The sequence below is a fragment of the Burkholderia sp. LA-2-3-30-S1-D2 genome (assembly GCF_001523915.2).
GTDB classification, from domain to species: Bacteria; Pseudomonadota; Gammaproteobacteria; order Burkholderiales; family Burkholderiaceae; genus Burkholderia; species Burkholderia diffusa.
Genome location: NZ_CP013385.1, coordinates 34594 through 60850, shown reverse-complemented (window position 1 = coordinate 60850; position 26257 = coordinate 34594). Strand labels below are relative to the sequence as shown.

Here is a 26257-nt window from a genome sequence, read left to right as displayed (position 1 = left end):
AAACCGTCATGCCGGACACCACGCGCCCTGCCCGCCTGAACTTCGCGCTCATGTTGCCGCTTCTGCTGGCGGCCCAGCCGGTGGCGACCGACAGTTACCTGCCGGCGCTGCCTGAAATCGCCGCAACGCTGGGGTCCGCCAGCGTCAGCCTCACGGTTTTCGCATTGATATTCGGCATCGGGCAATTGCCGATGGGCAGTCTTTCCGACCGATACGGCCGCCGCCCCGTGTTGCTGAGCGGCCTTGCGCTCTATGCGCTGGCAGCGCTCGCGGCTGCGCTCGCTTCGAGCGCAGCAATGCTGGTAGCCGCTCGCGCGATGCAGGGCTTTGCCATGGCCGCGATCCTGGTATGCGCGCGCGCGACGGTGCGCGACCGGTATTCGGCGGCCGATGGCCCGTACGTGATGGCACGTGGTTTCATGGGAATGGGGATGATGGCGTTCCTCGCGCCGATTCTCGGTGCGTATGTCACGCAGCAGGCAGGATGGCGATGGGTGCTCGCGGGGATGAGCCTGTATGCATTCGGGCTGCTCGTCATGTGCTGGTACGGCTTCGAGGAAAGCTCCACCAGAATCGCTTCGAGCCGGGGCTCGATCCGGGACGTGCGCGAGATATTCGGCAATGCCACGTTCCGGGTATGGGCGCTGCTGGCCGCCTCGACGTACACCGGCATGTTCTGCTTTCTATTGCTGTCTCCCGCAATCTACATCCGGTATCTCGGCCTGTCGCCCCAGCGATATGGCTGGATACCGGCGAGCGGTACGTTCGTCTATGTCCTGAGTACGTATGGCTGCCGCCTGTTGCTGCGACGTCAGAGCATGCTGCGAACGGTACGACAAGGCGCAACGTTGAGCCTCTCAGGCGCAGTGATTCAGGCATCGGGGTGTGCACTGCTTCCCGGCAGCATCTGGCCGCTGCTCCTGGGGCATGGCGTGTATTGCCTCGGCCACGGGATCCATCAGCCATGCGGGCAGGCAGGGGCTGTCAGCAGCCTGCCTCATCTCGCGGGCCGCGCGGTATCGTGGTCCGGCTTCATCATGATGTTCTTCGCTTTCAGCGTGGGACAGACGGCAGCCGTTTTCACCGATCCGCGCTATCAACTGGGCGCGTGGCCAATGGTGGTGCCGATGCTCGTCGTCGGTGTGATGCTGGTCACGATCGCGTTTGCATGGCTGCCGAAAATCACCCACGCGACTTCGGTCGGCAGGCAATCCGGTGCATCGGCGAGTTCATGCAGCTGACCGGGCTGCCAGGCCGACGCGCTCGCCCTGTCCGTCGAATTCGTCGAGCGCGACGCGACGCCACTCGCTCTTGACGGCGAACGACGCGATGTGGACGATCTTCGCGATGCGCCATTCCCGATACGCAAAACGCAACAGCATGCCGCACGCATGATGACGCGTGACGACGGGGAGCCGTCCATGGGAGCGCGCGAAGGATGCCGGTTATGGGAGCGGGATTGAAATCGGGTTCGATAAACCCGCGCTACACGCGTCGCCGGTAAGTCCCCGGCGTGCTGCCCGTCCAGTGGCGGAACGCGCGATGGAACGCGCTCGGATCGTCGAAGCCGATATCGGCGCCGATCGCCGCGATCGTGTCGAGCGTATCGGTGAGCCGCTGGATCGCGATGTCGCGGCGCAGTTCATCCTTGAGCGCCTGGAACGTCGTGCCTTCCGAGGCCAGGTGGCGGCTCAGCGTGCGCACCGAACAATGCAGATGCTCGGCCGCCTGGTCGATCACCGGCAGGTCGGGCAGCGCCGCCGACAGGTATTGCCGCACGCGATGGCACACGAGCTGTTCGCTGAACGATTCGAAGATCCAGTCGCCGGGCGCGCGAGCGAGGAACTTGCGCAGGTTGCGCTTGCTCTGCCGGATCGGCGCGTCGAGGTAGTCGGCGCTGAAGCGCATCAGCGTGCGTTCGCAGTCGAACTGCACCGAGCCGGTGAAGAAGTACAGGTGCTCGACCGCATGGCGCGGCCGCGGGCACGCGAACTCGATCTTCAGCAGCGGGATCTTCTGCCCGATCAGCCAGGAACACACGCCGTGCACAAGCTTGAGCATCAATTCCTGGCCGAGCGCGCCGATCGGGCCGACGGCCGGGTTCGGCCGCAGCAGCACCTGCGCGACGAGGCCGTCGCGCTTCGATTCGACGAAGAAGTCGTCGAGCAGGATATGGAAGAACTGGCCGAAACGGTGCAGCGCCGTTTCGAGGTTGCGCGCATCGAGCAGGCTCAGGCACAGGTACTTCAGCGTGCCGCCGCGCAGCGGGCGCGAGAAGATGCCGGGCATCTCGTCGTCGAGGTCGATCGCGAGCGTGCGGTACAGCGTCGAGAACTGCTCTTCCGTCACGCGCGCATGCGGCTCGCCGAGCAGCTCGAGCGGGATGCCGGCCCCGCGCAGGTAGCGCTCGACCACATCGCGCCGCGCGCCGGCGCTCGCCAGAAAACCGTTGACGAGCGAGATCGGCACCGTCGCGCTCGGCGACGGCAGCGCCTGCCCGGGCCGGGCGGAAGGTGAGTCTGAACCGGTCATCGCGTCCCCGTCGGTCGAACCGCTCGCATTGTACTTGAGCGACCCGGACCGGGCCTTCGGGGCTTTCGGCGTGCCGGCCCGCGCGCCGACGGGCGCGCGGCGCTTCGGCGCCATCAGTCGGCGCGGCTGAGTTCCCGGCGCAGGATCTTGCCGACCGTCGACTTCGGCAGCCGATCGACCAGGCGGATCAGCTTCGGCACCTTGTAGGCCGCGAGGTTTGCGCGGCAGTGCGCGACGATCTCCGCTTCGGTGACGGCCGCATCCGGCGCAAGCACCACGAACAGCTTGACGGCCTCGCCCGTGCGCTCGTCCGGCACGCCGATGCATGCGCATTCGGCCACGCCCGCCAGCGACGTGGCCGCGGCTTCCACCTCGTTCGGGTACACGTTGAAGCCCGACACGATGATCATGTCCTTCTTGCGGTCGACGATCTTCAGGAAGCCGGCCGCGTCGAACACGCCGATGTCGCCGGTGCGGAAGTAGCCGTCCGCGGTGAACGCCGCCGCGTTCGCTTCCGGCTTCTGCCAGTAGCCGCCCATCACCTGCGGCCCCTGCACGCAGATCTCGCCCGCTTCGCCGATCGCCACCTCGCGATCCTGGTCGTCGAGCAGCTTCACGTCGGTCGACGGCAGCGGCAGGCCCGTCGTGCCCGTGAACGCGTCGATCGACTGCGGGTTGAAGGTGACCACCGGCGACGTTTCCGACAGCCCGTACCCTTCGCGGATGAAGTTACCCGTCACCGCCTTCCAGCGCGCGGAGATCACGTCGATCACCGCCGCGCCGCCGCCGGCCGACAGCTTCAGCCGCGACCAGTCGACCTCCTTCAACCGCGGATGGCCCACGAGCCCCGCATACAGCGTGTTGACGCCGACGAACACCGACGGCCGCGCTGCCTTCAGCACGTCGATGAAGCCGTCCATGTCGCGCGGGTTCGCGACGAGCCAGTTCTCCGCGCCGATCGCGAAGTAGGACAGGAAGTTCACGGTCAGCGCGAAGATGTGATACAGCGGGATCGCCGTGACGACGACCTCCTCGCCCGGCTGACGCGCGGCAGGCACGATCGCCGCGAACTGCTCGATGTTCGCGACGAGGTTGCGGTGCGACAGCGCGGCACCCTTCGACAGCCCGGTCGTGCCGCCCGTGTACTGCAGCAGCAGCAGATCGGCGCCGCCGAGCGCGACCGGCTCGAAGGCGAGCGATTCGCCGGCGGCGATCGCGTCCGCGAGCGGGATCGAGCCGGGCGGCAGCGCGTCGCACGCGCCCGCCGGCGCATCGACGGCGCCGAGATCGCCGCGCCCGACGCTCAGCACGGTTCGCATGCGCGTCTTGCCGACCACGTCGGCGAACGTGCCCATCGATCCGCCGCACACCACGGCCACTTCGACGCCCGCGTCGTTCAGCTGGTGTTCGAGCTCGTGCGCGGTGTAGAACGGGTTCACGTTGACCTGGATCGCGCCGATCCGCGCGAGCGCGACGAACGTCACCGGAAACGCGAGCACGTTGGGCAGCATCACGGCCACGCGGTCGCCCTTGCGCACGCCCACGACCTGCTGCAGGTATGCGGCGAGCGCGGCCGACAGGCGGTCGACGTCGGCGTAGGTCAGCGTGCGGCCGAATGCACGGAACGCGGGGCGATCGGCAAAGCGGCGCATCGCTTCGTCCAGCAGCGCGGTTACGGAAGGATGGCGATCGGCATCGATCTCGGCGGGGATCGAGCCGTACGAGCCGATCCAGTGTCTCTTCGTCATGTCCTGCTCCTCGGGGGACGGCGCCAGGCAGCGCCGTTCGCACGGCGGCCCGCGCACCGGATGCGCATGGGCCGTCGCCTGACCGACGACTATCGCCCGCCAACGGTGCTTTGAAAATGATCCGGGCGGTCGAAAAGATGATCGAAACGGACACGCGGACGCGCGGCGCACCGCCAGCCGCGGCTTGCGCTCGCGCGTCGGTTTGCCGTTGTCGGGCCGTGCAAGCCCATGCGCATCAGGGTGAACCCTATGGCGCGCCCGCGCGTTCCGGCGCAAAATCGCGAACCCGGAACGGTATCGAATCGGACGCAGAACCAGCCATGCCGCGCAGTGCGCTCTTGACCCCGACGGCCGCCGGCGCCGCCCCGCTGCCGGACGCCCCGCTCGCCCACGCGTTGCGCGAGAAGCGCTTCTCGCCGGCCAAGCTGGCCGTGCTGGTCGGTGTCGCCCAGGAACTCGGCCTCGACCCGACCGCCGTGCTCGATGGCACCGGCCTGTCGCCGGACGCCGTCACCGACCCATTCACGCTCACATCGCAACTGCAGTTCCTGACCGCCGCGCGCAACGCGATCGGCCGCTATGACGGCACCGATCTCGGCGTGCGCGTCGGCCGCCGGCTGCATGCGTCGAGCTACGGTATGTACGGCTACGCGATGCTGTGTTCGGAATCGCTCGCGCATGCGTTCGATTCGGCAGTCAAATATCACCAGCTCGCGAACGGGATGCTCGCGATCCGGTGGGTCGAACAGGGCGACACCGCGTCGTGGCTGTTCCCGGATCCGCATGAAACCGCACTGCCCGAGCCGGACCTGCCCCTCTACCGCTTCCTGATCGACATGCAATTCGCGCTGCACGTGACGATCATCAAGGACGTGATGGGCGCGTGGTGCGTGCCGGCCCGCGCGCAGTTCGCGCAGCCGCGACCGCCGCATGCGGCGCTGCTGTCCGATGCGCTCGAATGCCCGATCGCGTTCGACCAGCCGCACCATGTGTTGAGCTACCCGGCCGCGTGGCTCACGCGCGCGCCGCAGCTCGCGAATCCGATCACCGCCGCGCAGGTGTCGTCGCACTGCGCGCGCCTGCTCGACGAATTGCGCAGCCAGGCGGGCGTCACGCGGCGCGTCTACCATGAACTCACGCGCACGCCCGGGCAGTTTCCGGACATCGACGCGATCGCCGACACCCTGTGCATGACGTCGCGCACATTGCGCCGCAAGCTCGACGCCGAAGGCACGTCGTACAGCGAGTTGCTGACGAGCGTGCGCAAGGCGCTCGCGATCGACTACCTGAGCACCACCACGCTCAGCACCGAGGACATCGCGCTGACGCTCGGCTTCAGCGACGCGGTGGGATTCCGCCACGCGTTCAAGCGCTGGACCGGCACGACGCCGAGCGACGTGCGGCGCAAGCGCGGCGGGTAGACGCTACGCACGAGCGGGCGCGGCCCCGAACAACCGGTGAACCTGCCGTATCCGTCACATCGGCATCCGTCGGCCATCGTTCGCGCCTAGCTCGCGTTCTGCCGGTCGCGAATCGCGTGGTTCAAACGCGCCTGTACGATCGGCCAGACCGGCCCGGGCATCGATACGTAGCGCCTCCTGCCACGCCGCACGCGGCGCCAACTGCCGTGGACGGCCGATGGGCCAGCGTCGGCGGTCCGGCATTCCATGCATGCCGATCGGCGGAAATCGCGACGACGGCGCCGGTCGGTTTCAGCGCGCCTCTCCGGCCGCCGGCTGCGCGACCGTCAGCGCGAACTCGAACACCGCGCCACGCCCCTCCCGGTCGACGAGCCGGATCCCGCTGCCGTTGAGCGCGAGCATCCGGTGCACGATCAGCAGCCCGAGCCCGCCACTCGTCGCCGCACCGCCGCTCATCGGCCGTTGCGGCCGCTGGAACAGCCCTTCGCGCCGCGCCGGCGGAATCCCTTCGCCGGTATCCGACACGGTCACCACCACGCGGTCTTCCTGCGGCGTCAGCGCCACTTCGACTTCGCCGTGCTGCGGCGTGTGCCGCAATGCGTTGTCGAGCAGGTTGGTCAGCACGCGCTCGATCATCCCGAGATCGGCCGACACGACCGGCACGCGCGGCGGGATGCGCGCATGCAGCGTGACGCCGCGCGACTGCGCGGCGAGTTCGAACTTCTCGAATACGTCCTGCACGAGATCGACGAGCGAGAACGGCTCGCGCTCGGCCTGCACGCCGCCCGATTCGAGCCGCGCGAGCTCGAACAGCGCCTGCGCGAGGCGGCCGACCTTCGTGCTCTGCGCGAGCGCGATCGACAGGTAGCGGCGGCGCTCGGACTCCGCGAGCGCGTCGGACTTCAGCGACAGCGTTTCGAGGTAGCCGTGCAGCGACGTCAGCGGCGTGCGCAGGTCGTGCGAGATGTTCGTGATCAGTTCGCGCCGCTGCTGGTCCTGACGCGTCAGCGCGCGCCACTGGTCGCCGATCCGGTCGGCCATCTGCGCGAACGCGGATTCGAGCACCGCGATGTCGTCGCCGCGTCGCCCGGGCGGCGAACGTGGCACCGGCGGCTGCGTGTCGGGCGCCGCGTTCGCGTCGAAGCGGCGCATCGCATCGGTCAACCGGCGCAGCGGGCTCGTGATGAAACTGAACGCGGTCAGGCCTGCAAGCAGGCCGAGCAGCGCGACAAGCGCCATCGACCACAGCGTCGTGCGCAGCACGTTGCCGGCGTCGACGCGCGCGGCCAGCCGGTCGTGCGCTTCGCCGAGCAGCACCACGTAGATGTAGCCGGACGGCGGCTGTCCCGCACGCTGCAGCGGCGCGGCGCTGAACACCTTGCGCGCGTCGGGGCTGCGCGGATCGTCGCCGAGGATCGGCAGCGGATCGCCCGCGATGAAGCGCTGCACCGGCGCCAGATCGACGCGATCGCGCTTCACGTGGCCGGGCGGCGCGTCGTCGCCCCGGATGCGCCCCGCGTTGTCGAGCAGGTACACCTCGACGCTCGGATTCACGCCCATCAGCTGGCCGAACAACGAGCGCACGGCGTCCGGGCGCAGCCCGTTCGCGTCCATCAGCGGTGTGCTGCTCGCGATATGCGCGGCGAGATCGCGCGACAGGCCCTGCACGACTTCCTTCTCGCGCATGTCGTTCGCGCGGATCTGCAGCCATGCCGACGCCCCCGAGCACGCGAGCAGCAGGACCGAGAACACGAGCGACAGCCGCTGGGTGAGGGTCAGCTTCATCACGTGTCCCGCTGATCCGGCGCGGCGAGCTTGTAGCCGCGTCCCCACACGGTGAGGATGCGCACGGGTTCGGCCGGATCGGCCTCGATCTTCGCGCGCAACCGGTTGATGTGGGTGTTCACCGTGTGTTCATAGCCTTCGTGCTGGTAGCCCCACACGGCATTGAGCAGGTCCATCCGCGAGAACACCTTGCCCGGATGCCGCGCGAAGAAATACAGCAGGTCGAACTCGCGCGGCGTGAGGTCGATGCGCGCGCCATTGACGGCAGCTTCGCGCGCGATCGGGTCGATCGACAGCCCGGCCACGTCGAGCGTGCCCGCGTCGATCCGCGAATCGCGCGCGAGCGCGTCGACGCGCCGCAGCAACGCCTTGACCCGCGCGACGAGTTCGAGCACCGAGAACGGCTTCGCGAGGTAGTCGTCGGCGCCGAGTTCGAGGCCGAGGATCCGGTGCACCTCACTCGAGCGTGCGCTCGTGATGATGATCGGCGTGTAGCGCGCCATCGCGCGCGCGCGCCGGCAGATTTCCAGGCCGTCGACGCCGGGCAGCATCAGGTCGAGGATCAGTGCGTCCCAGTTGCCCTGTTCGAGCAGGCGCAGCCCTTCCGTGCCGTCCGCGCTGTGAACCACTTCGTAGCGCTCGTCGCGCAGGTGCAGGCTCAGCACGTCGGCGATGTCGGCATCGTCCTCGACGATCAGGATGCGTTTGGGGTGGTCCATGGCGGTCGGCGGCGGCACGTCGTAGTGGTTCCGGAAGTCGAAAGACGGGTTCTGGTCTGCCCAGGGCCGAAAGACCGGCCAGCGAGGGCGAATCGCGGCAGCAACGCCGCGCTGCCGCCATTGTGCAAAATTTTGCAGCGGGAAGGGGTCACATTTCGTTTAAGTTTGGGTTGCGAGCGGGCGCAGAGGCAATACCGGCGCGACGTTTCATTCCGGCCCCCAAAATTTCAGACGGCAATCGCCCGGGCCCGAGCACCGCTTCGATCGATCATCACGTCGGCGCAGCCGTTCTTCATTCCGATTCGGATACCGGCAAGCCGAGCCGCCAACTCAAATTCCTGCGGGCCTGCATCTCGCAACGCGTGTGGAAGAAGTCCGTCAGATAGATGCGCGGACGCACGAGCAGCCCGCGCAGAATGGTTCGCTCATGAAGGTCGTAGGCCCGGTCGTCAAGATCGGGACGCTCCGCCCGCAGACGCCGGCCGTCTTCGCGAAACCGGCTGCGGGAAGCACCGAGCACGGCCAGGTCGATGTCGCAGACGAAACGGGCATCGAGTCCTGCGGCAATACCCGAGTGGGTCGTCGCGAGAATCATCGCGCAAATGTGGTCGCAGGCGCGGATTCGCTCGCCCGCCCGGCGCCGGAACCAGTCCGCGCTGTTCTGCTCGTTGTCCTTCGCGCCGGGCACGAAGATCACGTCATGGAACCAGAGCGCGAGTTCGACGGCGTCCGGTTCGGGAATCGACTCGCGTGCCAGGTCGAACTGGCGCAAGCATCGCCGCACATGGACGAGCGTGTGGTAATGGCGCGCCGGCTCCGCATAGCATCGCGCCAGCATCCGATAGACACCCTCGGCATCTGTTCCGCCGCTGCACGACCACAACGCGACGAACCGCTCCTGCATCCGGCTCACGTTCGCTCCTTGGCCCGGGGCGTCTGCGCATGATCGCCCCATGCCGACATTACCGCGATGCGTTCAGAGAAACTCCCTGCGGATGTCGATACTCGACCGCTGCCCGATGTTTCCGTAGTGATGCGCAAGCCATGCGTCGGCTTCGCGCCGACCGTGGTCATGCAGTTCGCTGAGAAATGCCCAATCCGCGTTGTACTTGCTCGATACGCTCAACGCGCACATGGCGTCGTCGGCGCGAATCGAATGGATCAGCATTTCCTTCATCTCGCCGCGATCGATCGTGCCCTGCTGGATCAGGTCGGTGACGAACGCGATCGCCCGCATCTCGCGCATCAGCGACGAATTGAAACTGATCTCGCTGATGCGATTGAGGATTTCCGCGGCCGTGATCGGCACGCCGCGTCGCACGAGCGGATTGATGTGCACGATCACGACGTCGCGCGTCGCGCAATTGTAGATGAGCGGATAGATGGCCGGATTGCCCATGTAGCCGCCGTCCCAGAAATATTCGCCATCGATCGAGACCGCCTGGAACAGTGTCGGCACGCATGCCGAGGCCAGCACCGCGTCCGCACTGACGTCCTCGCCCGTGAAGATGCGTATCTTTCCCGTCTCGACGTTGGTGGCGCACAGGTACAACCGGATCGGACAGTGCTTGCGCAGTGCGTCGAAATCGACGTGGCTTTCGAGCACTTCGCGCAGCGGATTCAGGTTGTTCGGATTGAACTGATACGGCGAAAAGACGCGCAGCATCATGTCGGCGAACGCATAGAGCGGCGAATGATCGAGCCCGAAGCTGTGCGTACCCTTCAGCCACGGCACCCAGCGCAGCGGGTTGTAGTGCTCCGCCGATCGCGCGACCGCCTGCCAGAAGTCGTGCAGTGCCTGACGCGCGCCGTCTTCGCCGCCTTGTTGCAGCCCGTACGCGAGTACGGCGGCGTTCATCGCGCCGGCACTGGTTGCACTGACACCCTCAATTTCGAGCCTGCCGTCTTCGAGCAGCCGGTCAAGCACGCCCCAGGTGAAGGCGCCGTGCATCCCGCCCCCCTGCAAGGCCAGCGCGATCTGTTTGCGCGGTAGATCGTTGCGGCGTCGTGTGTGCGTAATCGTCATGTCCGTCTCCCCAGTTCTTCGCTATACGGAACAACGGCAGGTCATGGACGGTGCGTCGTCACGCGATACGTCGTCGTGCATCGCAGGCCCATTCATTCTGCGCGCCCGTCCAAGGCATCCAGCAGCGCTTTCGCCTCTCGCAGATCGCACGTGTCGAATCCTTCCGTGAACCAGGCGTACACCTCGGACAGCGCCTGCCTTGCCTCGACGATCTTCCCCCGTCGTTGCAGTAGCCGAGCGAGGTCCGATGCTGCTCGCAATTCCAGCGCTCTGGCACCCTGCCGGCGCGCGCGCGCGATCGCCCGATGAAAACAGTCGACCGCTTCGTCATCACGTGTGGCGGCAGCCCCCTTCTTGCTCGCCGCGCTGGCCAGATAGATTCCCGTGAGCCGGTACAGCTCGGCCTCGTAGCAATGCTCGCCGGAGTGCTCGACGATCGTCGTCGCCTCTTCCAGCATGTTCAGGGCGGCCCGCTCGTCACCCGCGCGCCAGTAACTGTCGGCGAGCAACGCAAGACCATAAGGCCGCTGATCTTCGCCGCCCGCTGCCCGCTGCGCGTCGAGGCCCAGCCGCATCTGCGCGATGCCGCCCTGGATGTCTCCTTGCACGCTCATCGCCCAGCCTCGCAGAAGCGTCCCCCAAGCGAGCCAGTACGGCAATCCGTGCTCGGTCGATACGGCAATGACCGCTTCCGCGCGCTCGGCGGCAAGCATCGGCTCCCGCCTCAGTTGATGCAAGTGCGCCGTGTAGGTCAGGCTGAACGCCAGAGACGGCCCATAAGAAAGATGCCGTGCGAGCGCAAGTGCTTCGACGCTGCGCTTGAGCGCCTGGTCGGGATACCCCTGAATCCACAAGGTCAGCACCAGGAAACTGAGCGCCCGAATACCGGGATCCACTCCGTGTGCGAAGACGTGCGCCTGATGCTGCTCCGGATCGTAGATCGCAAGGGCCTGTTCCAGGTGTGTGCGAGCCGTGCCGAAATCGCCCTGCAGGAAAAAGCACGAGCCCAATGCACTGTGCGCCTCGACGAGGAGACCCGGATCATTCGCATTCCTTGCGGTTACGAGCATCTGCTTGCCGAGATCGGTCGCGAGAGCGTACTCGCCGCGCACCAGGTGGTACATCCGCAATCCCAACTGCGTCGCAAAGCGCTGCGATGCCTCGCCCGTGCGCTCGCACAATTCGAGCGCGCGCGTATAAGTCGTGCCAACCTCAGTCGCGCCATACCCGCGCACGTCCATCAGGACGGGCCCGAGGGAAAGCAGCACCGTCAGTTCCCAATGCGCACGCATGGGCGTGTCCGGCAAGCCCTTCAGCAACGCAAGCGCCGCCCCAAGGTGATTCATCGCATCGTGATGGGCGGCATGGCGCAGCGCCTGCTGTGCCGCGCGATGCAGATATTCGACTGCCTTGGGAATGTTTCCACTCTGACCGTAGTGGTGCGCAAGTTCGCTGCAGTAATCGGCGATGCGTGTCGGGAACAGCATCTCGATCGCCTGCGCGGTGCGCTCGTGCAGCGTGGTGCGCCGCTCCGTAAGCAACGAGCGCCCGGCCACTTCCTGGGTCAGCGCGTGCTTGAACGAGTAATTGACTTCGGGAAAGGCCGGGCGCTCGAAGATGAACTCCGCTTCTTCCAGGTGGGCGAGCAGACGACGCAGTTCGTCGTCGCGCGCCGACGCCTCACCGCAAATTTGCCGGATCAGACTGAACGGGAATTCGTGGCCAATCACCGCGAGCGCCTGCAGCAGCTCCTTTTCCTCGATGGGAAGCCGGTCGATACGCGCGGCCAGCACGCCCTGCACGGTGGTGGGAATGTGCAGCGTCGTCGGGGTCTCGACGATGTGATAACGCCCGGCATCGCCGAGCAGCGATTGCTCTTCCACGAGCGTCTGGACCACTTCCTCCATGAAGAACGGGTTGCCCTCCGTCTTCTCCAGAATGAGCTGCTTGAGCGGCACGAGCGTGCGATCCTCGCCGAGCAGCACCGTGAGCAGTCCTTGCGCATCGGACGGGCCAAGCGGTTCGAGCCGGATCCTGCTGCAATGATCCGCGCCGGCCCATGCGGGCTGATACTCGGGCCGGTAGTTCACGAGAAGCAGGATGCGTGCGTCGGGCACGTGGTCGACCAGGTAGGTGAGAAACGCTTCCGTTTCGCGGTCGAGCCATTGCAGATCCTCGAACAGCAAATGGACCGGCTGATTCCAGCTCTCTCGCACGAGAAGCTGCCTGATCGCGTCGAAGGTGCGGTCGCGCCGGATCTGCGGATCCATGTCGACGAGTACCGACCCGCCCTCGCCGATTCCAAGCAGATAGAGGACGTAGGGCACGAGGTCCTCGAAACTGCGCTCGAGCGCGAGCGCCTTGCCGATGACCTTCTCCCGGCAGCGCCGCTCGTCGTCCTGCGTCGTGATCTGGAAATAGTTCTTCAGGAGTTCGATGAGCGGTAAATTGGGAAACGCCTTGCCGTGCGAGACCGAGAACGTCTCCAGCACCAGCGCGCCACGTCGCGAGCGCTCCTTGAACTCGTGGAACAAACGAGACTTCCCGACGCCCGCCTCCCCCACGACGCCGACGACGCGCCCGTGCCCCGACCTCATGGCCTCCAGCGCACGGTTCAGATGCTCCATTTCCGTCTCGCGACCGACGAAGCGCGCGAGACCGCGATGTGCCGCCAGTTGCAGGCGCGTGCGTAAAGCGCCCAGGCCAAGCACCTCGTATACGCACAGCGGCGCGGGAATGCCCTTGAGTTGTGTCGCGCCCAGCGCCTTGAACTCGAAATAGCCTTCAGCGAGTTTATGGGTGGACTCGCTGACGAGAATCGACGTGGGCGTGGCGATGCCCTCGATCCGCGACGCGATGTGGATCGTATGCCCGAGCGGATCGTATTCGGTGTGCAGATCGACGGTGCGGATGGAACGGACGACGACTTCGCCCGTATGAACGCCGACGCGAATCTGCAGAGGAATGCCTTCCTGCAGACGAATGCGGTCGCCATGCTGCCGCATCGCCTGCTGCATGCGCAATGCGGCGAACAGCGCGCGCTGCGCATGGTCTTCGTGGGCGATCGGTGCGCCGAACAACGCGAGGATGCCGTCGCCGAGCGATTTCGCGACGTATCCCTCGTAGTAGTGGACCGCTTCCATCATCAGCTCGACCACGGGGACGATCAGGCGATGCGCCACTTCGGGATCGAGATCGTGGATCAGCGCGGTCGACCCGGCCATGTCGGCGAACAGCGCGGTAACGGTCTTGCGCTCGCCGGCGGGCTCGCCGCGCGCTTCCATGGCCGCGTGTTCGGCACGGATGCGCTCGGCAAGATGATCGGGTGTGTAATGAATCGGGGTGGGTGGCGGTTCGCGGCCCGACGGTCGGGAAAACGACGGCGCGGCGGGCGGTGTCAGCGACGCTCCGCAATGGCTGCAGAAGCGGGCCGCCGGCGCCGCCTCATGCCCGCATTGCGGACACGTGCGGGACAGCACGGCCTGGCATTCCTGGCAGAACCTCGCACCGGGAGGATTCTCGGACCCGCATATTGTGCAGCGCATAAAACCCTCTTCCAGCCAAGGGTCGACCTCGAAACATTATGCGCCACTCCCTGCCGGGAATCAGGGCCTCGAGCGTGATCGTATGTGCCGACAGGGTGAGGGTCAGCACGTGTTCGGCCGTCAGTTCTCGCAGGGCGCGCGACACCGTCATCCGTGCCACACCGCAACGAGCAAAACGCGATCAGGTGATCACGCCAACCTTCCAGGGCACGAATTCGTTCTGGCCGTAGCCGTGCAGCTCGCTTTTCGAGCGATTGCCGGACGCGCAGTCGAGCATGTGCCGGACGATCGCGGCGCCGAGCTGATCGACACTCGACGTGCCGTCGATCACCCCGCCGCAATCGATATCGATGTCGTCTTCCTGACGCACCCACAGCGCGGTATTCGCCGAGATGCTCGGGTAGCCGTCCGAGCCACCGCACTGCAGCCCCACCACGAGATACGCCACCGGCACCATCTCGTCGCGCGTCAGCACGCGCACCGAAAGCAGGCAGACATGGGCCAAGGCGTTCGACGAACACGAGTCCATTCTTCACGCGCTGGAAAACGGCGAGGTGCTGATGGCCCAGGCGGCCATGCGCACGCATCTCTATGCATCGCAACGACGCTGGCTGGAACAGGAGCGAAACTAACGCTGGCGGGCCGTCCATGAAACGCGTGCGGCCCGCGAACCAAACGGTTCGGCGTCCTGCTTGAACGCGGCATTCGCGCGGAAGATCGCCGGGAAACCGGTATCGGGCGCCAGGTTGACGTTGCCGTCGCGGCCCGACGACGGCCTGAAATCGGGCTGCTACGAATCCGCCCCGCCTCCGGCGATCTCGATCGACGTCTCCCAGCGGAAATAGCCGGACACGGCACCATCGCGATCCAGTACGGCGAAATCGGCCGTACACGTGGTGGCGCCCGCGGCCAGCACATCGCTGCGCCAGTAGTGGTCCGGCATCGGCCGGCACTGTGGATGGAGCAGGTCGTCGTCGGACGGCACCGGTGTCGCGGCATCGCGCACCTCCGGTTCGATCGGCGCGACGATGCCGGCATCCTTCAACGCGAACCGGATGAACAGAACGCTCGCTTCGGCACGCAGCGCCAGCGCCGTTTCGCGCAGGCGGAGCTGGTCGCCCGGCGACAGGCCGGCAAAGAGCCGGCTGTCGTTGCGGCCGAGCGGCCCGGTGTCGCCGGGGCTCACCACGTAGATGTGCCGGGCGCGCGCAACGGCATTATTTCGCCCTGCACGCCACCAGACACAATGAATAAAAACGCCGAACCATCACCACGCCCGTTACTCGACATTGTCCGAAACGTCCGTCATCCGGATCATGTGCGGCTTCACACCCTCATCGTCCGCCGCCTCCTCCTTCGGATGGATCAGCGCTTCGAGCCGCGCCTTCGTCGCGATGAATTCGGGCGTATTGACCTGCGAATAGTCCCGCGGCCGCGCCACCGGCACCTCGATCAGTTCCTGCACGCCGCCCGGGTTCGCCTTGAGCACGAGAATCCGGTCCGCGAGGAAGATCGCCTCGTCGAGATCGTGCGTGATGAACAGGATCGTCACGTCGATATTGCGCCAGATGTCGAGCAGGTGTGTCTGCATCCGCGCACGCGTCTGCGCGTCGAGCGCGCCGAACGGTTCGTCCATCAGCAGGATGCGCGGACGGTTCGCGAGCGCGCGGGCGATCGCCACGCGCTGCTTCATGCCACCCGACAACTGATGCGGATACACGTCGGCGAAACGCGTCAGTCCGACCAGATCGAGCCACTGCAGCGCCTCGCGCTCGGCTTCGCCGCCGCTGCTGCCATTCATTCGGAGGCCGAACATCACGTTCTTCTTCACGGTGAGCCACGGAAACAGCGTATAGCCCTGGAACACCATCCCGCGATCGGCGCCCGGCCCCTGCACGGGCTTGCCGTCCAGCAGCACCTCGCCGCTCGTCTGCGCCTCGAGCCCCGCCAGGATGCGAATCAGCGTCGACTTGCCGCAGCCGGACGGACCGATCACGCACACGAACTCGCGCCGGTGGGTGCGGAAGCTGATGTCGTCGAGTGCGACGCACTCGCCCTGCGGCGTCGCGAAACGCTTGCCGACATGCCGCACGTCGAGAATCACGTCGCGGGCTTTGAGTCGCGCGAAGCGCTCGCGCACCGCGTCGGATTGAATCAGGTAATCGGGAACGGCTTGCGGATTCTGCATGATGCCCTCTACGGAAATCGGTCGATGGATGCGCGTCGACGGGCGTCACGCCCTCAGCGTGCGGTCCCATGGAAACAGCTTGCGGCCGAGCAGTCCGAGCGCGATATCGGTGCCGAGGCCGATGATCCCGATCATCAGGATTGCCGCGTATACGTTGTCGAAATGCTGGTAGCGCGCCTGCTGGCTGATGTACCACGTGATGCCCGAGCTCGTGCCGACGAGTTCGGCCACGATCAGGTAGGTCCACGCCCAGCCGAGCAGGATCCGCTGGTCGCGATACAGATCCGGCAGCACACCCGGAATCACGACGTGCGTGAGCAGCTGGAGCTTCTTCGTGCCGAGCGTCATCGCGGCCTCGAACAGCCCGTATTCGAGCTTGCGCGTCGTGTTCGCAATGATCAGCACCTGCTGGAACAGCGTGCCGATCACGATGATCGCGACCTTCGGCGCGTCGTAAATGCCGAGGATCGCGACCATCAGCGCGCCGAATGCCGGCGCCGGCAGATAGCGGAAGAACTCCAGGAACGGCTCCTGCAGCCGCGCGAGCGCGCTGAAGGTGCCGCAGACGATGCCGAGCGGCACGCCGATCGCGGACGAGATCACGAAGCCCCAGAAGATGATCCGGATGCTGTGCCAGAGGCTCTCGTGCAGCCACACGCCATCACGCGATGCGGGCGGCGTCGTGAACGCCGTGTAGAACGCGCGCAGCACCTGGTGCGGCGCAGGCAGGTACACCGGGTTCGCGCGCACGCCCTCGGGCACGGCCGCGTGCGTCGCACGCGCATGCGCGAGCTCGTCGTCGAACACGTCGCGGTCGATCTGCATGCCGGTCTGGAAATAGTCGACGCTTCCCGGATTCGTGATGCGCATTTGCGGATGCCAGACGAACGGCACATAGCTAATCAGGCACCAGACGGCGAACGGCAGCAGAAAGGACGCCAGGCCGAGCGTCCATTTGCCGCGCGCCGTCAGCTCGCGTCGAACGGCGAGCCAGCCGGTCGTGTTGCGGGTCGTTGACATGGGAATCTCCGTATCGTTTCGGGTGCCGGTCGCGCGGGTGCCGGAGCAACGCACGACCGGACGTTCATTGCAACGCGCCGCTGGCGGCCTGAGCGCGGTATGCGCGCCAGCCGCCGAAGCGCGTGATGTCCTGCGCATCGTCGAGCGCCGCGCTTTCACACAGGAAGCCCTGCACCCGCGAGCCGTCCGCGAGCATCAGCGTGCCGATGCCGAGCGGCGCCGCAATCCCGGCGACGAAGCTGCCGTATGCGTCGACGGGCATCTCCCAGATCTCGACCGCGATCGGCGCGCCGCCGTCCGGCACGCGCACGAGGCCAGGCTTGGCGACGCCACCGCAGGCCGCCGCGGACAGCGCATAGAGTCGATAGGCGGCAGCCGTCGTCGTCGCGGCGACGAAGTGCGCGCCCCGCTGCGTGAGCTGCCCATTCAACGGCTCGCCACGCAGATGCGCGCCGACGACGGCCACGCGCACGACAGCGGACGACGCGTCGGAGGCTGATGCCGCCTGCGCTGGCGACCCGGCATCCCCGACGGCCGCATCGCCGGCAGCGACGGCGCCGCCGGTCCACGCCTGGGCGAGATCGAGCAGCCGCGCATCGTCGTTTGCGCGGCCGACGAACGTGATCCCGAACGGCAAACCCGCATGCCGCCCGCTTTCGCACGTGCCGGCCGGCACGGCGATTGCCGACAGGTCGAGCAGGTTGACGAAATTCGTGTAGTAGCCGAAGCGCGAGTTGACGCCGATCGGATCGGCTTCGAGCGCGTCGACGGTCGCGGTCGTCGCCGAGGTCGGCATGACGATCGCGTCCAGCCCGCTCCATGCGCGCGCCGCCTCGACGCGCAGCGTCGCGAGCCGGTCGAATGCCGCGAACGCGTCGGCCGCGCTGAAGCGCGACGCGCCGCCGACGATTTCGCGGATCACCGGATGCAGCGCATCGGGTTCCCGCGCGGCGAATGCGCCGATCGCGGCGAGCCGCTCGGCAACCCACGGGCCGTCATACAGCAGCCGCGCGGCCGCCAGGAACGGGCCGAAATCGATCTCGACGACTTCCGCGCCGGTCGCGCGCAGGCGTTCGAGCGCCGCGCCCCAAGCCGCGCGATACGATTCGTCGCCGAAGAATTCGAGCTGATCGGCGCGCGGTGCGCCGAAGCGCACCTGCGCGAGCGACCGCGCCGGATGCGCGCGCAGTTCGCCCGCGCCCGCTGGCGGCTGCCATGCGCGCCCGTAAGGGTCGCCTTCGATCACGCCATGCGCGACATCGAATACCGCCCGCGCATCGGCCGGCGAGTGCGCGAACACCGACACGCAATCGAGCGACCGGCAGGCCGGCACGACGCCGAGCGTACTCACCACACCGCGGGTCGGCTTGAGCCCGACGAGGCCGTGAAACGCGGCCGGCACGCGCCCGGAACCGGCTGTGTCGGTGCCGAGCGAGAACGTCGCGACGCCGAGTGCGACCGCCACCGCCGACCCGGAACTCGACCCGCCCGACGCATAGCGCGGATCGAGCGCGTTGCGGCACGCGCCGTAAGGCGAGCGCTGTCCCGAGAGCCCCGTCGCGAACTGGTCGAGATTGGTCTTGCCGACCGGAATCGCACCGGCCGCGATCAGCCGCTCGACGACGGGCGCGCTGCGCGCCGGCGTGTACGCATACGCCGGGCAGGCCGCCGTCGTCGGTATGCCGGCGAGGTCGATGTTGTCCTTGATCGCGAACGGCACGCCGTAAAGCGGCAACGACGCGACGTCGCGCCCGGCGAGCGCGTCGGCATACCGCGACATCTCCGCGCGCGTCAGCGGACGGATCCACGCATGATGCGGGTCGCCGGCGTCGAAATGCGCGGCGATCGCGTCGACGAGCGCATGCGGCGTCAGGTCGCCCGCCACGTAGCGCGCGCGCAGCGCGGCAATCGAGCGCAGCCCGGGCAGGATGGAACGTTCCGCCGTGCTCATGCGACCTCCTCGGCGGCGCCCGCCTTCATCACCATCAGCCGCTGGCCGGCCACCACCGCCGCGCCCGGCGCACAATCGATCGTCTCGATCGTGCCGTCTTCCGTTGCCGTCACCACCACCTCCATCTTCATCGACTCGACGATCGCGACGACCTGCCCTTCGGTCACGCGCTCGCCCGCCTCGACCAGCACCTTCCACACACTGCCCGACACGTCCGAGGCAATCGCCCGCTGCGTGTCGTCGAGCGCGCCCGCTGCCCGCGCCGCCTGCGCGTCACCCTGCTCCGCGTCGCCGACGTATTCCGCGTGCCCGGCCGCCCGCCATCGCTCACGCTCGGCTTCGAACGCGGTTTGCTGCGCGGCCTTGAACGTCGCAATCGAATCCGCCTCGTCGCGCAAAAAGCGGTTGTATGCGCCCAGATCGAACACGGATTCCTCGACCCTCAGCGCCGCGCGGCCCGCGATAAAATCCGCGCGCAGCGCGGTCAGCTCCGCCTCGCTGACTTCGTAAAAGCGGATCTCGTCGAAGAAGCGCAGCAGCCAGGGCTTGCCGGCCTCGAATTCGCGCGTGGTGCGGTGGCGGTTCCACATCTGCACGGTCCGGCCGACGAACTGGTAGCCGCCGGGCCCTTCCATCCCGTACACGCACAGGTACGCGCCGCCGATGCCGACCGCGTTCTCCGGCGTCCAGGTGCGCGCGGGGTTGTACTTCGTGGTCACCAGCCGGTGCCGCGGATCGATCGGCGTCGCGACCGGTGCACCGAGGTAGACGTCGCCGAGCCCCATCACCAGATAGCGCGCGTCGAACACGATGCGCTTCACGTCGTCGATACTCGCCAGGCCGTTGATGCGCCGGATGAACTCGATATTGCTCGGGCACCACGGCGCATCGGGTCGCACCGACTGCATGTAGCGCTCGATCGCGACGCGCGTCGACGGGTCGTCCCACGACAGCGGCAGATGCACGATGCGGTTCGGCACGCGCATGTCGGCCACGTCGGGCAATTCGCGCTCGGCGGCCTGCAAATGCGCGAGCAGCGTGGCGAGCGGCAGCGTCCGCGCGTCGAACTGCACCTGCAGCGAACGTATCCCCGGCGTCAGGTCGAGCATGCCGGGCAGCCGGTGCGCGTCGAGCCAGCACATCAGCGCGTGCACGCGAAAGCGCAGGTTCAGGTCGAGCACGAGCGGCCCGTATTCGACCAGCACGTTGCGATCGCCCGAGCGCCGGTACACCACGCCGATGCCGCCGCCGGCCGACGGGTCGCGATGCAGCACGCAATCGTCCGGCGCGCCAGCGGATGCCGCAGGCGCGATCGCGATCGAGGCGGCGGCAGGCGCGGGCGACACGCGGGCGCGCACGAACTGCACGGTATCGCCCGGGCGCAACTGCCCGAGCTTCCACAACTCGTCGCGCACGACCGTCACCGGGCACACGAAGCCGCCGAGGCTCGGACCGTCGGGGCCCAGGATCACCGGCATGTCGCCGGTGAAATCGACCGCACCGATCGCATACGCGTTGTCGTGGATATTCGACGGATGCAGGCCTGCCTCGCCGCCGTCCACGCGTGCCCATTGCGGCTTCGGGCCGATCAGCCGCACGCCGGTGCGGCTGGAGTTGTAATGGACCGTCCACTGCGTGCCGTAGAGCATCGCGATGTCGTCGGGCGTGAAGAAATCGGGCGCGCCGTGCGGCCCGTCGAGCACGCCGAGCGTCCAGGCATGCGTCAGCGCGGGAACGTCGGCCGCGGCCAGCGTCGCGCCCGCGTCGCCGCGCCCCGCGTCCGCGTGCAGATGCAGCACGTCGCCCTTGCGCAGCGCGCGCCCCGCGTGGCCGCCGAACTGGCCGAGCGTGAAGGTCGCCTTGCTGCCGAGATAGTCGGGCACTTGCAGCCCGCCCTTCACGGCAAGACATGCGCGCACGCCCGCGCCCATCACGCCGCCGAGCTTCAGCACCGCGCCGGGCCGCGCGCGCAGCACCTGCCAGAACGGCGCGGGCTCGCCATCGAGCGTGGCCGCGAGCGGCGCGCCGCCAAGCACGAACAGCGTCGCCGTGTTGAAGCGCAGCGTCGCGCCGACCATCGTGAATTCCAGCCCCGCCGCGTCTCGCGCATTGCCGAGCAGCGCGTTCGCGAGATCGAACGCGCGATCGTCCATTGGGCCGGACGGCGGCACGCCGACGCTCCAGTAACCGACGCGCCCGGGGGCCTGCTGCACGGTGGTCTGCACGCCGCCGTCGAGCACGTCGATCGTGTGCGGCGCGAACGCGAAGCGCGACAGGAATGCCGTCGTCGGCGCGCCGCGCGCGAACGTGTCCGAGCCGACGACAGCGCGCAGGTAGTCGAGGTTGGTCTCGATGCCGTACAGCTCGGTACGCGTGAGCGCGGCCTGCAATGCGGCCAGCGCGTCGCGCCGCGTATCGCCGCGCACGATCAGCTTCGCGAGCAGCGGATCGTAATGCGCGCTGATCTCGGTGCCCGCTTCGATCCAGCCGTCGACGCGCACGTCGTCCGGAAACGCGACGTGCGTGAGCAACCCCGCGCTCGGCTGGAACTGCTTGTGCGGATCCTCCGCATAGAGCCGCACCTGGATGCTCGCGCCGCGCGGCGCGACGGCGAGCGTGTCGAGCGGCGGCAGGTCGCCTTCGGCCTGCAGGATCATCCATTCCACGAGATCGACGCCCGTCACCGCTTCGGTCACGCAATGTTCGACCTGCAGCCGCGTATTCACCTCGAGGAAATAGAACTGCCGCGCGTTCGCGTCGAACACGAATTCGACGGTGCCGACCGATGCGTAGCCGACCGCGCGGGCGAGCCGCACCGCGCTCGCATGCAGCGCATCGCGCTCGGCGCCGCTCAGGTCCGGCGCGGGCGTTTCCTCGATCACCTTCTGGTTGCGGCGCTGCACGGAGCAATCGCGTTCGCCGAGCGCGATCGCGCCGCCCAGCCCGTCGCCGAAGATCTGCACTTCGATGTGCCGCGCGTGTTCGACGAACTTCTCGAGATAGACCCCCGCATGCGCGAAGTTCGCTTTGCCGAGCCGCACGACGGATTCGAAGGCCGCCTCGAGCTGCGCGGCATCGCGGCAGAGCGACATGCCGATCCCGCCGCCACCGGCGGTGCTTTTCAGCATCACGGGATAACCGATTGCGTCGGCTTCGGCGAGCGCCGTCGCCACGTCGTCGAGCAGGCCCGTGCCCGGCAGCAGCGCGACGCCCTGCGCGGCGGCGAGCGCGCGCGCGGTGTGCTTGAGGCCGAATGCACGCATGTGATCGCCGCGCGGCCCGATGAAGCGCAGGCCCGCTGCCTCGCATGCATCGGCGAAACCGGCATGCTCGGACAGGAAGCCGTAGCCGGGATGCACGGCCTGCGCGCCGGTCTCGCGTGCGGCAGCGAGGATCGCCGCGACGTTCAGGTAGCTGTCGGCCGCCGGCGCGGGCCCGACACGCACCGCTTCGTCGGCGAGCGCCACGTGACGCGCGTCGCGATCGGCATCCGAATAAATCGCGACCGACGCGATGCCGAGCCGCTTCAGCGTGCGGATCACGCGGCACGCGATTTCGCCGCGGTTCGCGACGAGGACCTTGGCGAACCTCATGTTGCCTCCCGCGAACGAGAGTGAGCGTGGGTGTAGTTCATTCAGCCTCCCAGATCGTGAGGCGCACGGGCGTCGGGTTGTAGCCGTTGCACGGATTGTTGAGTTGCGGGCAGTTCGAGATCAGCACGGTGACGTCCATCTCCGCGCGCATCTCCACGTACTTGCCGGGCGCGGAAATGCCGTCCTCGAACGTGAGCCCGCCGAGCGGCGTCACTGGCACGTTCATGAAGAAGTTGACGTTGCCGACAAGGTCGCGCTTGCCGAGCCGCGTGCCCGCGCCGCACGTGCAGTGCGCAATCGCGTTGAGGAAGCTGTCGCGGCAGTTGTGCATGTAACGCTTGTCGAGCGCATAGCGCACGGTATTGCTCTCGGCCGCACACGCGCCGCCGAGCGTGTCGTGGCGGCCGCAGGTATCGGCGACGATCGTCACCATCGGGTTGCCCCGGCTGGACAGCAGCACGCTGCCCGCGCTCAGGTACAGGTTGCGCTGCGCGCGAATCGTGTCCTGCGCGCTGTAGCGCTCCTCGATGTCGTCGGTGCGATAGAACAACGTGTCGACCGCCTGGTTGCCTTCCAGGTCGAGGATGCGGAAGACCTGTCCGCGTTTCAGGTCGTGCAGCCACGGTTCGCCGGCTTTCAGCGTGGTGTCGTGGATCGCGTCGCGCGGGTGGAGACGGCTTTCGATGATCGGCATTGAAGGGCTCCTTACGCGAACAGACGGTCGGTGTTGGCGAAGCCGCGCATGTTCTCCGCGCATGCGCGGCGGCACGGGTCGTCGTCGGGCGCGGCGCCGTCCGCCGGATACGCGCGGTACGCGATCAACTTCACGGGCTTCGGTGCGTAGTCCGCACGCGGATCGAGCGGATGCGGCGCGGTCGAGAACGCCGCCAGCGTGTTCATCTCGAAGCGCAGGTCGAGCGCGCTGCCGGCCGGCGAGTGGCCGGCGATGAAATCGAGCGTGCCGTCGTCGCGCGCGTCGAGCCTGCTGAAGAAGTTGACGTTCGCGGCGAGATCGCGCGCCGACAGCCCGTATTTCGCGAGCTCGAGCACGAGGCTGTCGCGACCGTTGCGGATCATCGCGTTGCGATCGGCCTGGTACGAGGTCGTGCCGTACTTGTGCGCGAACAACCGCGCATCGCCGACACCGCCGAGCGGGTCGTGCCAGCCGAGCGTGTCGGCCGTGATCGACGCGATCACGCGCCCCATGTCCGTATACAGCGCATGGCCGCGCGTGAGGTGCGCGGTGTGCTGCGCCTTCAGCGTGTCGGCCATGTTGTAGCGTTCGAGCGGGTCTTCCTGGCGATGAAAGACGGCGGACAGGTTCGCGCCGCCGTCGACATCGACGATGCGCAGTGCGAGGCCGCGGCGCAGGATGCCGGACCAGTGGGTTCCTGCGGGAATCAGCGTTTCCCACGCGACGTGTGGCGGTGGCTCAAGGACGGGGACGGCTTGGGGGCTCGGCGACATGGCGGCTCCGTGGTCGGTTGGACAAAAGGCGTGAGAGGGCGACCGAACGACATCGCGACCTCCCGGGCTTTTATCCCTCCGTGGAGCCTCGCCGTTTCCTCGAATCGAGGCAAAGGCAAGACCGGATTGCTCTCGGACCAGTCATCGCGCGGCGCGAACGCCGCACGACCGGAACCCTAGCGATCCTGAAGATGATGCAAATTGCTTCGCACCTCTCGGGTGTCGATAAAGCGAGTTGTGTGCCAGCCGCCGCGCAATCACGGCACGACGCGGCACGACGGCCCGATGACGCACGGCATGAACGATTCGGCGGCGGCGGCTTGCCCTCGCGGCGGGCGTGCGACGCACCATGCGCACGCGATCGCGCACCGTCGCAGTGCGCATCGCGCACGCGCGCACCGCGCGGTCCGCGATGGCATGGGCATTGCTGAACAGGTGCATCCTCACTCGATACCCCACTCTTCATGAACAAGCTCGACCTGCTCCGGCGCGCATTGAGCGCGCTGTTCTCCGCCCGCTTCATCGAACTTCAGCGCGCCGTCCGCCGCCGGTGAATCGCGTTGCCGCGCGCCATTGGCACGCTTCTCGCTCGGCATGATGCCGAGAGGTGCGGCGGCGTCGCATCTTAGGGGTGCTAGGGTTCCGGTTCATCGAACGTCTGGTCCGAGAGCAGCCCGGCGCGGGTTCGTCCGATCGCGAGACCGGATGCACGCGCGCTACACGGCGGGACAAAAGCCCGGGAGATTGGCGATGGCAACGGCCGTCGCGCCTCTCCGTGGCCGCTTCTCGTTCCGCATCCACAGGAACCGGCCACGCGGCCGGACCGCGCACAGGCACGGTCCGAATCGACGATCCCGATCCCGGTCTCCTGGAGAACAACGATGACCCGTCCCGCCCTGGCGTTCCGCCGCCTGCCGTCCCTCCGCTTCCTCCATTTCTTCCGTCCAATCCGTCACGCATTCGGCGCCGCCGTCGCGGCAGCCGCGCTGCTGGCAACGCCCGCCGTGCACGCGGCGGCGCCGCTGAAAATCGGCTACAGCGACTGGCCGGGCTGGGTCGCGTTCCAGGTCGCGCTCGACAAGGGCTGGTTCAAGGAAGCCGGCGTCGACGTCGACTTCGAATGGTTCGATTATTCGGCCTCGCTCGACGCGTTTTCCGCCGGCAAGCTCGACGCGGTCGCGGCGACCAACGGCGATGCGCTCGTCACCGGCGCGGCCGGCGCGAAGAACGTCATGATCCTGTTGACCGACTATTCGGCCGGCAACGACATGATCGTCGCGAAGCCGCCGCTGCGCACCGTCGAAGGCCTGAAGGGCAAGAAGGTCGGCGTCGAGCTCGGCCTCGTCGATCACCTGCTGCTCGAAACCGCGCTGCAGAAGCACGGGCTCAAGGACGGCGACGTCACGCTCGTGAATGCGAAGACGAACGAACTGCCGCAGGTGCTCGGTTCGTCGACCGACATCGCCGCGGTGGCCGCATGGCAGCCGAACGCGGGCGAGGCGTTGAAGCGCGCACCCGGCGCACGGGCAATCTTCACGTCGGCGGATGCGCCGGGGCTGATCTACGATGCGATCACGGTCGCGCCGGCGAGCCTCGCCGCGCGTCGTGCCGACTGGGCGAAGGTGGTCAAGGTCTGGTATCGCTGCGTCGCCTATATCAACGACCCGAAGACGCAGGCCGATGCGGTGAAGATCATGTCGGCACGCGTGGGCCTCACGCCCGCGCAATATCTCCCGCTGCTGAAAGGCACGCACCTGCTCGACGCGGCGGCCGCGAAGCAAGCGTTCCGCAAGGGCGACGGGCTCGACTCGATCTACGGGTCGACCCGCAACGCGAATGCGTTCAACGTGCGCAATGCCGTGTACAAACAGTCGCAGGACGTCGACGCGTATATCGATCCGCGCTTCAGCGAGCTGCATTGACCGTCGCGGGCTCGCTTGCAGGCCGAGCCGGGCATGCCGGCGGCTGGTCTGGTTCGGCAACGCCGGATATCCGCGCGCACGCATGACCGATCGAATCAGCGGTACGTGGGCCTGGCATCGCATCAGGTCCGCGTACCGATGCTACTGAAGCGACGCCTGGACGAGCACGCGCGACGCAAATAAGGCCGGTAGCGGAATTCAGTCCGAACAGGGGGCGTGCGTCCTTGGAGACGACGTCGACGCCCCTGGGGGCGACAGGACGCTGGTGAACGAGAGCGTGGCGGCGCACCGGCTCGTGATGCCGTTCGACACCTCGTTGCCGACGGGGATGGGCTATTAC

At 67.4% G+C, this 26257-nt stretch carries 19 protein-coding genes, 1 pseudogene and 2 riboswitches; of the genes and pseudogenes, 4 read left to right on the top strand and 16 right to left on the bottom strand.

The features are described 5' to 3' along the window. Window positions 1-8: 8 nt before the first annotated feature. Window positions 9-1241, top strand: a complete 1233-nt coding sequence (locus tag WS66_RS29330) for an MFS transporter (protein ID WP_059606361.1) — start codon at window positions 9-11, stop codon at window positions 1239-1241. Here WS66_RS29330 and WS66_RS33840 read toward each other — a convergent pair. The 3 genes from WS66_RS33840 to WS66_RS29320 form a co-directional block, all read right to left on the bottom strand. Next, window positions 1230-1382: a hypothetical protein gene (locus WS66_RS33840; RefSeq protein ID WP_159086595.1), complete on the bottom strand. Its 153-nt coding sequence runs from the start codon at window positions 1380-1382 to the stop codon at window positions 1230-1232. The genes WS66_RS29330 and WS66_RS33840 overlap by 12 nt on opposite strands. A gap of 103 nt (window positions 1383-1485) precedes the next feature. Then, window positions 1486-2646 (bottom strand): AraC family transcriptional regulator, encoded by a 1161-nt coding sequence (locus WS66_RS29325; RefSeq protein WP_059606258.1) that lies wholly within the window; start codon window positions 2644-2646, stop codon window positions 1486-1488. Continuing rightward, a complete protein-coding gene (locus tag WS66_RS29320) occupies window positions 2646-4280 on the bottom strand; it encodes an AMP-binding protein (protein ID WP_059606255.1) in 1635 nt (544 codons plus the stop codon). The genes WS66_RS29325 and WS66_RS29320 overlap by 1 nt, the downstream gene beginning before the upstream one ends. A 320-nt stretch (window positions 4281-4600) precedes the next feature. On the opposite strand from WS66_RS29320, the gene WS66_RS29315 reads away from it, so the two are divergent. Then, complete coding sequence (locus WS66_RS29315) at window positions 4601-5701, top strand: AraC family transcriptional regulator (protein ID WP_059606252.1); 1101 nt, start codon at window positions 4601-4603, stop codon at window positions 5699-5701. A gap of 291 nt (window positions 5702-5992) precedes the next feature. On the opposite strand, the gene WS66_RS29310 is transcribed toward WS66_RS29315, so the two are convergent. The 6 genes and pseudogenes from WS66_RS29310 to WS66_RS34530 all read right to left on the bottom strand — a co-directional run. After that, window positions 5993-7486 (bottom strand): HAMP domain-containing sensor histidine kinase, encoded by a 1494-nt coding sequence (locus WS66_RS29310; RefSeq protein ID WP_059606250.1) that lies wholly within the window; start codon window positions 7484-7486, stop codon window positions 5993-5995. Then, entirely contained in the window at window positions 7486-8205 is a 720-nt protein-coding gene (locus WS66_RS29305) for a response regulator transcription factor (RefSeq protein WP_059606358.1), read from the bottom strand. Before WS66_RS29305 ends, WS66_RS29310 begins: the two co-directional genes overlap by 1 nt. Window positions 8206-8497: 292 nt before the next feature. Next, window positions 8498-9118 carry an HD domain-containing protein gene (locus WS66_RS29300; RefSeq protein ID WP_059606249.1) on the bottom strand — a complete coding sequence of 207 codons (621 nt, stop codon included), beginning with the start codon at window positions 9116-9118 and terminating at the stop codon, window positions 8498-8500. Between the two features lie 63 nt (window positions 9119-9181). Next, entirely contained in the window at window positions 9182-10231 is a 1050-nt protein-coding gene (locus WS66_RS29295) for a patatin-like phospholipase family protein (protein WP_059606246.1), read from the bottom strand. Window positions 10232-10323: 92 nt separating this feature from the next. Continuing rightward, on the bottom strand, window positions 10324-13776 hold the full coding sequence (locus tag WS66_RS29290; protein WP_059606244.1) for an adenylate/guanylate cyclase domain-containing protein: 3453 nt from the start codon (window positions 13774-13776) through the stop codon (window positions 10324-10326). A gap of 181 nt (window positions 13777-13957) precedes the next feature. After that, a pseudogene (locus WS66_RS34530) lies at window positions 13958-14170 on the bottom strand (altronate dehydratase); the annotation flags it as partial. A 61-nt stretch (window positions 14171-14231) separates the two neighbouring features. Between WS66_RS34530 and WS66_RS34925 the strand changes: the two are divergent. Continuing rightward, window positions 14232-14408, top strand: coding sequence for an FCD domain-containing protein (locus WS66_RS34925; protein ID WP_082729034.1), 177 nt, complete (start codon window positions 14232-14234; stop codon window positions 14406-14408). Between the two features lie 158 nt (window positions 14409-14566). Here WS66_RS34925 and WS66_RS29270 read toward each other — a convergent pair whose 3' ends face one another. The 7 genes from WS66_RS29270 to WS66_RS29240 form a co-directional block, all read right to left on the bottom strand. Next, complete coding sequence (locus tag WS66_RS29270; RefSeq protein ID WP_257792094.1) at window positions 14567-14971, bottom strand: inclusion body family protein; 405 nt, start codon at window positions 14969-14971, stop codon at window positions 14567-14569. A gap of 84 nt (window positions 14972-15055) precedes the next feature. Next, window positions 15056-15964 carry an ABC transporter ATP-binding protein gene (locus tag WS66_RS29265; protein WP_059606234.1) on the bottom strand — a complete coding sequence of 303 codons (909 nt, stop codon included), beginning with the start codon at window positions 15962-15964 and terminating at the stop codon, window positions 15056-15058. Window positions 15965-16009: 45 nt separating this feature from the next. Beyond that, window positions 16010-16984 (bottom strand): ABC transporter permease, encoded by a 975-nt coding sequence (locus tag WS66_RS29260; protein WP_059606232.1) that lies wholly within the window; start codon window positions 16982-16984, stop codon window positions 16010-16012. Between the two features lie 64 nt (window positions 16985-17048). Then, complete coding sequence (gene atzF, locus WS66_RS29255) at window positions 17049-18935, bottom strand: allophanate hydrolase (protein WP_059606230.1); 1887 nt, start codon at window positions 18933-18935, stop codon at window positions 17049-17051. Continuing rightward, on the bottom strand, window positions 18932-22528 hold the full coding sequence (gene uca, locus WS66_RS29250; RefSeq protein WP_059606227.1) for an urea carboxylase: 3597 nt from the start codon (window positions 22526-22528) through the stop codon (window positions 18932-18934). Before uca ends, atzF begins: the two co-directional genes overlap by 4 nt. A gap of 37 nt (window positions 22529-22565) precedes the next feature. Further along, window positions 22566-23222 (bottom strand): urea amidolyase associated protein UAAP2, encoded by a 657-nt coding sequence (locus WS66_RS29245; RefSeq protein ID WP_059606226.1) that lies wholly within the window; start codon window positions 23220-23222, stop codon window positions 22566-22568. A gap of 11 nt (window positions 23223-23233) precedes the next feature. Further along, window positions 23234-23995: an urea amidolyase associated protein UAAP1 gene (locus tag WS66_RS29240; protein ID WP_059606225.1), complete on the bottom strand. Its 762-nt coding sequence runs from the start codon at window positions 23993-23995 to the stop codon at window positions 23234-23236. A gap of 57 nt (window positions 23996-24052) precedes the next feature. After that, a riboswitch (guanidine-I (ykkC/yxkD leader) is annotated at window positions 24053-24186 on the bottom strand. Between the two features lie 432 nt (window positions 24187-24618). Beyond that, a riboswitch (guanidine-I (ykkC/yxkD leader) is annotated at window positions 24619-24740 on the top strand. A 136-nt stretch (window positions 24741-24876) separates the two neighbouring features. On the opposite strand from WS66_RS29240, the gene WS66_RS29230 reads away from it, so the two are divergent. Continuing rightward, window positions 24877-25917 (top strand): ABC transporter substrate-binding protein, encoded by a 1041-nt coding sequence (locus WS66_RS29230; protein WP_059606224.1) that lies wholly within the window; start codon window positions 24877-24879, stop codon window positions 25915-25917. Window positions 25918-26257 lie beyond the last annotated feature (340 nt).